Source organism: Lentzea aerocolonigenes (assembly GCF_000955955.1).
In the GTDB taxonomy this organism is placed as follows: domain Bacteria; phylum Actinomycetota; class Actinomycetes; order Mycobacteriales; family Pseudonocardiaceae; genus Lentzea; species Lentzea aerocolonigenes_A.
The window spans coordinates 1-8,789 of the sequence record NZ_JYJG01000011.1 but is presented as its reverse complement, the minus strand read 5'-3'; the positions used below and the strand labels follow the sequence as shown (position 1 = coordinate 8,789).

At 69.5% G+C, this 8,789-nt stretch carries 10 protein-coding genes; 5 read left to right on the top strand and 5 right to left on the bottom strand.

Features of this window, described 5'->3' with window-relative positions:
- Positions 1 to 860: protein kinase domain-containing protein (locus UK23_RS03585; RefSeq protein WP_045309892.1), on the top strand; the 860-nt coding region annotated here is incomplete at its 5' end.
- On the opposite strand, the gene UK23_RS03580 is transcribed toward UK23_RS03585, so the two are convergent.
- The 3 genes from UK23_RS03580 to UK23_RS03570 are packed head-to-tail and all read right to left on the bottom strand — an operon-like array spanning position 844 to position 3,291.
- On the bottom strand, positions 844 to 1,434 hold the full coding sequence (locus tag UK23_RS03580) for a hypothetical protein (RefSeq protein ID WP_330769822.1): 591 nt from the start codon (positions 1,432 to 1,434) through the stop codon (positions 844 to 846). The two genes, UK23_RS03585 and UK23_RS03580, sit on opposite strands and share 17 nt — an antisense overlap.
- A 16-nt stretch (positions 1,435 to 1,450) precedes the next feature.
- A complete protein-coding gene (locus UK23_RS03575; RefSeq protein WP_045309891.1) occupies positions 1,451 to 2,101 on the bottom strand; it encodes a response regulator in 651 nt (216 codons plus the stop codon).
- Positions 2,098 to 3,291 carry a PspC domain-containing protein gene (locus UK23_RS03570; protein WP_082114378.1) on the bottom strand — a complete coding sequence of 398 codons (1,194 nt, stop codon included), beginning with the start codon at positions 3,289 to 3,291 and terminating at the stop codon, positions 2,098 to 2,100. The genes UK23_RS03575 and UK23_RS03570 overlap by 4 nt, the downstream gene beginning before the upstream one ends.
- Positions 3,292 to 3,399: 108 nt before the next feature.
- Between UK23_RS03570 and UK23_RS03565 the strand changes: the two genes are divergently transcribed.
- Positions 3,400 to 4,572 (top strand): PspC domain-containing protein, encoded by a 1,173-nt coding sequence (locus UK23_RS03565; protein ID WP_231114359.1) that lies wholly within the window; start codon positions 3,400 to 3,402, stop codon positions 4,570 to 4,572.
- Complete coding sequence (locus tag UK23_RS03560; protein ID WP_045309889.1) at positions 4,565 to 4,762, top strand: hypothetical protein; 198 nt, start codon at positions 4,565 to 4,567, stop codon at positions 4,760 to 4,762. The genes UK23_RS03565 and UK23_RS03560 overlap by 8 nt, the downstream gene beginning before the upstream one ends.
- Before the next feature lie 41 nt (positions 4,763 to 4,803).
- Here UK23_RS03560 and guaA read toward each other — a convergent pair whose 3' ends face one another.
- Positions 4,804 to 6,363 (bottom strand): glutamine-hydrolyzing GMP synthase, encoded by a 1,560-nt coding sequence (guaA, locus tag UK23_RS03555; RefSeq protein WP_045309888.1) that lies wholly within the window; start codon positions 6,361 to 6,363, stop codon positions 4,804 to 4,806.
- Between the two features lie 19 nt (positions 6,364 to 6,382).
- On the opposite strand from guaA, the gene UK23_RS03550 reads away from it, so the two are divergent.
- Both UK23_RS03550 and UK23_RS03545 read left to right on the top strand, forming a co-directional pair.
- Positions 6,383 to 7,051 (top strand): aminoglycoside phosphotransferase family protein, encoded by a 669-nt coding sequence (locus UK23_RS03550; RefSeq protein WP_045309887.1) that lies wholly within the window; start codon positions 6,383 to 6,385, stop codon positions 7,049 to 7,051.
- A gap of 10 nt (positions 7,052 to 7,061) precedes the next feature.
- On the top strand, positions 7,062 to 8,507 hold the full coding sequence (locus UK23_RS03545) for an aldehyde dehydrogenase family protein (RefSeq protein ID WP_045309893.1): 1,446 nt from the start codon (positions 7,062 to 7,064) through the stop codon (positions 8,505 to 8,507).
- Here the strand turns inward: UK23_RS03545 and UK23_RS03540 are convergent.
- On the bottom strand, positions 8,502 to 8,789 hold a 288-nt coding region (locus tag UK23_RS03540), incomplete at its 5' end, for a BBE domain-containing protein (RefSeq protein ID WP_045309886.1). The genes UK23_RS03545 and UK23_RS03540 overlap by 6 nt on opposite strands.

Below are 8,789 nucleotides of genomic sequence, written 5' to 3'. Positions count from 1 at the left end.
AGATCACCGACTTCGGCATCTCCAAGGCCAACGGCGACGGCACGATGACCGACACCGGCATGATCTCCGGGACTCCCGCCTACCTAGCACCCGAGGTGGCGCGCGGTGAGCAGCCCGGCGAGGCGTCCGACGTGTTCTCGCTCGGGGCGACCATCTACTCGGCCATCGAGGGCGAGTCGGTGTTCGGGCCCAGCGACAACAGCTTCGGGCTCATCTACCGGGCGGCGAGCGGGCAGATCAGGGATGCCAAGAACGCGGGCGAGCTCACGCCGTTGCTGAACCGCCTGCTCTCGAAGGACCCGGAGGACCGGCCGACCGCGCAGGAGGCCGCCGACCTGCTGGCTTCCGAGCCGCAGCCGTCCCAGCCGCTCCCCATTCCCGCACCGCGCAGGCGCAAGCCGCCGAACCGCCGGATCCTGGTGATCCTCTCGATCATCGGCCTGCTGGCCGTCGGAGGTGGCGCGGCCGCCGCGTACTGGGGCGGCACCGACAACCCGTCGACCAACCAGGGCACCTTCCCCACCGAGCAGAAGTCCCGTTCCTTCTCGGCCGACGAAGCCGTCGGGTTCGTCAAGGAGCACTACGACTCGCTGCCGGGCAATCCCGCGGCGGCCTACGAGCACTTCAACCCGCAGTTCCGGGAGCCGCAGGCCGACTTCCTGAAGCGGTGGAGCGGCTACACCTCGGTCCAGTGCGCGGTGCTGACCGCCGAGGTCCACTCCGAAGGTGCCCGCTGGATCGTCCCAGTACAGCTTTCCCTGGTCACGGACCTGGGCAAGCAGCGGAACATCAAGGTCAACGTCGCGATCGCCGCGGTGAACAACGAGATGAAGATCGACGGCCTCAAAGAGATTGGCTGAGCAGCCAGAAGCTGCCGCCGCCCACGATCACGCCCATCGCCGTCCCGCCCAGCACCTGCGCCGTCGTGTGGTCACCCAGTTCGACGCGCGACCACGCCACCAGAGCCGCGGGCAGTGCGAGCAGCAGCCACACAGGGCCGTAGACGATCGCCATCGTGACGACGGCCGCCCACGCGACCCCGGCGTGCAGCGAGATCTTCCACTTCAGCCCGAACGTGATCGCCATGCTTACGATCAGCGACGCGAACATGCTGCCCGCCAGCGCGAGCATGCTCTTGGGCGCATGACCCAGCACCATGATCACCGTGCCGGCCGCCAGCGACGCACCCGCCGTGACCAGTGGAACGACCCGCCCCTCGCGGTTCGTCACGTGGTGGCCGTCCCACTTGCCCTTGCGCGCGCCACGCACGATGACGGCCATGGGGATGACGGACGCCGTGATGGCGACCACGAACCCCCACAGCAGCGTCTTCCAGATGTTCTCGGAAGCAGCAGCCACCCCGAACGGCAGCAGAATCACCCAGACCCACGGCGCCAGCACCTCGGTCGCGCCGCGAGCGACCTTTTTGATCAAATCCCCCGGAAACCCTTCAGACCAGCCTGCGATCCGTGGCCCAGCGGGAGAGCTCGTACCGGTTGGAGAGCTGGGTCTTCCGCAGGACGCTCGACACGTGCGTCTCCACCGTCTTCACGCTGATGAACAGCTCGGACGCGATCTCCTTGTAAGCGTAACCGCGCGCCAGCAGCCGCAGGACGTCGCGTTCGCGAGGCGTCAGCAGGTCGAGTTCGGGGTCGCTGATCGGCGCGGCACCCGGCCGGTCGGCGAACGCGTCCAGCACGAACCCGGCCAGCCGCGGCGAGAACACCGCATCGCCTTCCGACACCCGCACGACGGCCTTGACCAGCTCCTGGCTGGAGATCGTCTTGGTCACGTACCCGCGGGCACCGGCGCGGATGACGTTGATGACGTCCTCCGCGGCATCGGACACCGACAGCGCGAGGAACGTGACCTCGGGAATCTTGGTCCGGATCTGCCGCAGCACCTCGGCGCCACCGCCGTCGGGCATGTGCACGTCGAGCAGCACCACGTCCGGCTTGTGGTGCGCGATCCCCGCCACCGCCTCGCCGACGCTGCCCGCCTCGCCGACCACCTCCACCGCGTCGGTGATGGTGTCGAGCTCAGCGCGCACCCCCGCGCGGAACAACGCGTGGTCGTCCACCAGGAACACCCTCACACTCACGTCCTGGCCTCCGTCTTCCTCGGCATCTCGAGCTGCACCTCGGTCCCCTCGCCGGGTGCGGTGCGCAAGCGCACCTGACCGCCGTGCCTGTCCATCCTCCCCCGGATGCTGCCCGCGAGGCCATGCCGGTCCTCGGGAACGGCGTCCGGGTCGAAACCCTTGCCGCGGTCCCGCACGAACACGGTCACCTTGTCCGGCTCGATCTCCGCGTACACGCTGACCTCACCGACGCCCGCGTGCTTGGCGGCGTTGACCATCGCCTCCTTCGACGCCTGGATGAGCGCGAACATCCCGTCCTCGAGATCGCAGTCACCGACGACGACCTGGGACACGGCGATCGCGAAGTCGTCCTCGACCTCCGCGCACGTCTGGGCGATGGCAACGCTCATCGTCGTCGGCTGCTCACCAACCTCGCGGCCGTAGAGCCAGCTGCGCAGCTCGCGTTCCTGGCTGCGGGCCAGGCGCTTCACCTCGCGGGACGACTCGGCCTGCTTCTGGATGAGCGCAAGCGTTTGCAGCACGGAGTCGTGCAGGTGGGCCGCGATCTCCGCTCGTTCCTCCGTGCGAATGCGCGCCCGGCGTTCCGCGTCCAGGTCACGCACCAGCCGCATCCACAGCGGCACGGTCAGGACGGCGACACCGATCAACGTCGCGAGCACCGAGAGCACGACGGTGGAGAGGTTCTGCATCGAGTCGTTCGCGACGAGGAAGGCGGCGACACCCGCCAGCACCAGCGCCCCTCCCGCCACCGTCCGCACGATCCCCGTCTTCCCCTGCGCCAGCGCACCGTCCCGCCAGCGCCGCCGTTGTGCCTCGTCCGCTTCACGCCACACGACCGCGGCGCCCACGAGTGCCACCGCGATCGGGCCGGTGATCCAGCCGCTCGCCCCGTTGCCGATCAACCCGGTGAACACCGCGACGCCGATGCCCAGAGCGGCCAGACCGACGGCCTGCTGCCACTCCTTGCGGTCCTTGTCGGTCTCCGGTTCCGCCATGGCCGACTGCGGGACGAACATCCACAGCAGCGCGTAGGCGATGATCCCGACCCCGCTCAGGGCGGCGAACACGGCGAAGATCGCGCGCACCCAGAAGACAGGTGCGCCGAGGTGTTCCGCCAGCCCGCTCGCGACGCCCGCGACCACCCGGCCGGTGCGTCGACGGCGCATCGGCTCGATCTGTGCACTCACCATCCGATCGTCACACGTCCCGGCGAGTTGTTCATCAGGGATGACCCCGGTTCCGTGAATCAGGGCTGGTCCCTGATGTGGTTCCAGGCGTGACAGCGCAACCTTGTCATCGTGAGCGGGACTGAGAAGGCAATGCAGGGCGTGGCGGACACGCTCAGGGAGTTCTGGGCCCACCGTCCGGTGCGGCCCCGCGCCGGGCGCAAGCTCGGCGGTGTCGCGACCGGGATCGCCATGCGCTACCAGATCGACCCGGTGATCGTGCGGATCGCGTTCGTCGCGCTCGCTTTGTCGGGCGGCGTCGGTGTGCCGATGTACCTGGCCGGCTGGCTGCTGCTGCCGGAGGAGGGCGACCAGGTGTCGCCGCTGGAGGCCCTGCTCAACAAGGGCCACAGCTCGATGTCCCAGGCGCGGACGGTGCTGCTGGGGCTGCTGATGTTCCCGGCTGTCGCGTTCCCCTTCAACGACGGCGGGTTCCAGGTCTTCGCCACGCTGGCCGCGTCGATCGCGTGCATCTACCTGCTGCAGAAGAACCGCGGACATCTGCAGCCGGCGACCACGCTCGCCGACCCACCGCCCGTGGCACCGGTGCCGGGGGCACCGGCCTGGGACCCGCTGGGCGCCGCGCCGTTCGCCTGGGACCTCCCGGAACCCGCTCCCCGACCGCAACCGCCGGCACCTCGTCCACGCAAGCCGCGCGTCGCCGCGACGACGCTGGGCGTGGCGACGATGGTCCTCGCGGGGTCCGTGATCGCCGGGATCTGGGCGCCGTGGTTCACCGCGCCGCACATCATCGGCCTGCTGGTCGCGGTGCTCGCGGCCGGTCTGCTGGCCGGGTCGTTCGTCGACGCCGGCCGCGGCCTGATCTGGCTGCTGGTGCCCCTGTCCGTGGTGGGCTTCGGCCTGACCACCGTCGGTTTCGACGGCCCCAACGACTTCGGCGACCTCAAGTCGACGCCGAAGACCGTTGCCGAGGTGAAGGACAGGTACGAGATCAGCGTCGGCAGCGTGATGCTCGACCTCCGCGAGCTGCCTGACTCCGGCTCCGTGAAGACCGCGCTCGAGGCGGACCTCGGCGAGCTGGTCGTGCACGTGCCGAAGAACGCCGACGTGACGTTCAACTGCGAGGCCTCGTCGATCGGTGAGCTCAACTGCCTCGGCAAGCAGGCGGACGGCAGCACCGTGCAGGTCGGCGGCACCGATCTCGGTGAGAACGGCGAGGGCGGACTGAAGATCGACCTGGACGTTCTGACGAACGTCGGAGAGGTGAAGGTGCTCCGTGACTGATCAGCAGCCGGTGATGCGCAGGCGGATCGACCCGCTGGGCCTGGTGTTCGGAATCGGCGGCGGGCTGATGGCGGCCTACGTGCTGACCAACGGGACGTTCTGGTTCGACTTCCGGTGGGCGCTGGGAGGAACGGCGATCGTGGTCGGATTGGTCCTGCTGACCAACTCGTTGAGACGGAAGTCCCGCTGAAATGAGAAAGGCCCCCGGTCACCGGGGGCCTTTCTGCTACGTCACTCCCATTCGATGGTGCCAGGGGGCTTCGAAGTCACGTCGAGGACTACGCGGTTGACCTCCGCCACCTCATTGGTGATCCGGGTCGAGATCCGCTCCAGCACCTCGTACGGCAGGCGCGTCCAGTCGGCGGTCATCGCGTCCTCGGACGACACCGGGCGCAGCACGATCGGGTGGCCGTAGGTACGGCCGTCGCCCTGGACGCCGACGCTGCGGACGTCCGCGAGCAGCACGACCGGGCACTGCCAGATCGTGCGGTCGAGACCGGCCGCCGTCAGCTCCTCGCGGGCGATCGCGTCGGCCTGGCGCAGCGTGTCCAGGCGCTCCTGGGTGACCTCGCCGATGATCCGGATGCCGAGGCCGGGGCCGGGGAACGGCTGGCGCTGCACGATCGTCTCGGGCAGGCCCAGCTCCGTGCCGACGCGGCGGACCTCGTCCTTGAACAGCGCGCGCAGCGGCTCGACCAGCTCGAACTGCAGGTCGTCCGGCAGGCCGCCGACGTTGTGGTGCGACTTGATGTTCGCGGTACCGGTGCCGCCGCCGGACTCGACAACGTCCGGGTAGAGCGTGCCCTGGACCAGGAAGCCGTAGTCGCCCTCGGCCTTGAGGTCGCGCTCGGCCTGCTCGAACACGCGGATGAACTCGCGGCCGATGATCTTGCGCTTCTGCTCCGGGTCCGTGACGCCGGCCAGTGCGTTGAGGAAGCGTTCGCGGGCGTCGACCGTGATGAGGTTGATGCCCGTGGCGGCCACGTAGTCGCGCTCGACCTGGGCGCGCTCACCGGCGCGCAGCAGGCCGTGGTCGACGAAGACGCAGGTGAGGCGGTCGCCGATGGCACGCTGCACCAGGGCCGCGGCCACGGCGGAGTCGACGCCGCCGGAAAGCGCGCAGATGGCCTTGCGGTCACCGATCTGCTCACGGATCCGCGCGACCTGTTCGTCCACGATGGACGACGTCGTCCACTGCGGACGGATGCCCGCGATGTCGTGCAGGAACCGGCGCAGCACCTCCTGGCCGTGCGGCGAGTGGTGCACCTCCGGGTGGTACTGCACACCGGCGAAGCGGCGTTCGGTGTCCTCGAACGCGGCGACCGGGGCGCCCTCGCTGGTCGCGGTGACCGTGAAGCCCTCCGGCGCCTTGGTGACGGCGTCGCCGTGGCTCATCCACACCGGGTGGCTGCCGGGCAGCTCCTCGTGCAGCGAGCCGCCCGCGCCGGTCACGCCGAGGTCGGTGCGGCCGTACTCGCGGGTGCCGGTCTGTTCAACTGCGCCGCCGAGTGCGCGCGCCATCGCCTGGAAGCCGTAGCAGATGCCGAAGACCGGGACGCCGGTCTCGAACAGCTTCGGGTCGACCTGCGGCGCGCCCTCCTCGTAGACGCTCGACGGGCCACCGGACAGCACGATGGCCAGCGGGTTCTTGTCGAGGATCTCGCTCACCGTCGCGGTGTGCGGGACCACCTCGGAGTAGACCTGGGCCTCACGCACGCGGCGGGCGATCAGCTGCGCGTACTGGGCGCCGAAGTCGACGACGAGAACAGGGCGGTTGCTGGTGTCGGACACATCGCCAAGGATCTCATGCGTGGACGGTGAACTGCTGACCGGTGGCGGGCTGAACCAGGTGTTCAGGGTGGGTGACGCGGTGCGCAGGCCGGCCGGTCCGTGGGCGCCGCGGGTGCACGATTTGTTGCGGCACTTGGCACCGCTGGGGATCGCGCCGGTTCCGCTCGAGCTCGACTCGGAGCACGAACTGCTCAGCTACCTGCCCGGTGACGTTGGCCACGTGTTCCCTTCCGACGACGCGTCGCTGGTCGAGTCGGCCCTGATGCTGCGCAGGCTGCACGACGCGACGATCCCGCTCGCCGATCGGCTCGACGGGTGGCAGTTCGCCGCCAGGGAGCCGGTGGAGGTCGTCCTGCACGGCGACTTCGCGCCGTACAACACCGTCTACCGCGACGGCCTGCCGGTGGGCGTGTTCGACTTCGACACCGCTCACCCCGGTCCGCGCTGGTGGGACGTCAGCTGGGCGATCATCCAGTTCGTGTTCGGGCTGCCGGACGACCGGAAACGGCGCACCGAACTGTTCTGCGAGGCATACGGGTGCGTCTACAACGACGAGCAGGTCCTCATGCGGCTGGACGACGCGATTCGGCTGATCAGAGAGCACCCGGCGTTCGTCCAGCAACGCGCGGACCGTCACGACGACTACTACCTGGGACTCATCGAGTACGTGCAGGCCAATAGGGCCTAACGTGATCCCCATGGACGCGTTCACGCCGCAACCCAGGCCGTGCTGGGTCGCCGGCCGCCCCGAGCAGGGCGAGCAGGCGTTAGAGGTCTTCCACCCGTTCGACGGCACCGAGGTCGCCTCGGTCGCCGTGCCGGGCAGAGATCAGGTGGAACGCGCGGTGGCGGCGGCTGCGGCCGTGGCGAAGGAGTTCCGGCGAACACCCGCGCACGTGCGGGCGGAGGCGCTGCTGCAGGTGTCGCGGACGCTGGCCGAACGCGCGGAGGAGATCGCCGAGACGATCACCGCGGAGAACGGCAAGCCGCTCAAGTGGGCCGAGATCGAGGTTTCCCGCGCGGTCAACACGTTCCGGTTCGCCGCCGAGGAAGCGCGGCGGTTCACCGGTGGGCTGCAGCGGCTCGACACCGAGGCCGGTGGCGTCGGGCGGATGGCGATCGTGCGGCACGTGCCGCGCGGGCCGGTGCTGGCGGTGGCACCGTTCAACTTCCCGCTGAACCTGGTGGCGCACAAGGTCGCGCCGGCGCTCGCGGTGGGTGCGCCGGTGATCGTGAAGCCCGCCTCTGCGACGCCGTTGAGCTCGTTGCTGCTGGGTGAGATCCTGGCCGAAACCGATCTGCCAGAAGGCGCGTTCTCGATCCTTCCCGTGCGCGGCAAGGACATGGACGCCCTGGTGAAGGACGAGCGACTGCCGGTCATCTCCTTCACCGGCTCCACGAAGGTCGGCTGGTCGTTGATGGAAGCCGCGCCGCGCAAGCACGTCGTGATGGAGCTGGGTTCGAACGCCGCCGCCCTCATCTGTCCTGATTGGACGGACCTGGACCACGCGGCTCAGCGGATCGCGACGTTCGGCAACTACCAGGCCGGGCAGTCGTGCATCGCCGTGCAGCGGGTGATCGTGGACCGCTCGAAGGCCGAGGAGTTCGTGCCGAAGCTCGTGGAAGCCGTGGGAGCGCTCAAAACCGGCGACCCGCACGACCCCGAGGTCGAGGTCGGGCCGTTGATCGACGAGGACAACGCCCGGCGCGTCGAGGAGTGGGTCAACATGGCCGCCGACTCCGGCGCGCGCGTGCTGCTCGGCGGCAAGCGGACCGGGACGACCGTCGAGCCGACCGTGGTGACGGACGTGCCGTTCACCGCGAAGCTGTGGACCGAGGAGATCTTCGGGCCGGTGCTCGTGGTGTCCGTGGTCGACGGCGTCGAGGAAGCGTTCGCGCAGGCCAACGACACCAAGTACGGGCTGCAGGCCGGTGTGTTCACCCGAGACGTGCAGGTGGCGTTCGAGGCCGCGGCCGAGCTCGAGGTCGGTGGCGTGATCATCGGTGACGTGCCGTCCTACCGGGCCGACCAGATGCCCTACGGCGGCGTGAAGGGCTCGGGCACCGGACGTGAGGGCGTCCGGTCGGCGATGGAGGACTTCACCGAAGAACGAGTGACCGTGCTGACCGGGATCTCGCTATAGCCCCTGGGGGAACTTCAGCACGCGGTCCGGGTCGTAGCGCCGCGCGACCTTCCTGAGTCGCGCGAGGTTGCGGCCGTAGTAGGCGGTCGGCCAGTCGGGCATCTCCGGGTCGATGTAGTTCACGTATCCGGTGGTGCCGGCGCCGAGCCCGTCACGCCACCTCGCGAGCAGCGCGCGGGCCTCGGCCTCGGTCCTGTTCCGCACGAAGACGTAGGTCTGGGCGCTCGCCAGCGCGTCGCGGTGCGGGAACGCCGTGGCGTCCGGCGCGACCCTGCTGAGCGC

Excerpts from the sequence above, each read along its gene's own strand:
- UK23_RS03570 (WP_082114378.1), bottom strand. The coding sequence starts at position 3,291 with ATGGTGAGTGCACAGATCGAGCCGATGCGCCGTCGACGCACCGGCCGG.
- UK23_RS03545 (WP_045309893.1), top strand. The coding sequence starts at position 7,062 with ATGGACGCGTTCACGCCGCAACCCAGGCCGTGCTGGGTCGCCGGCCGC.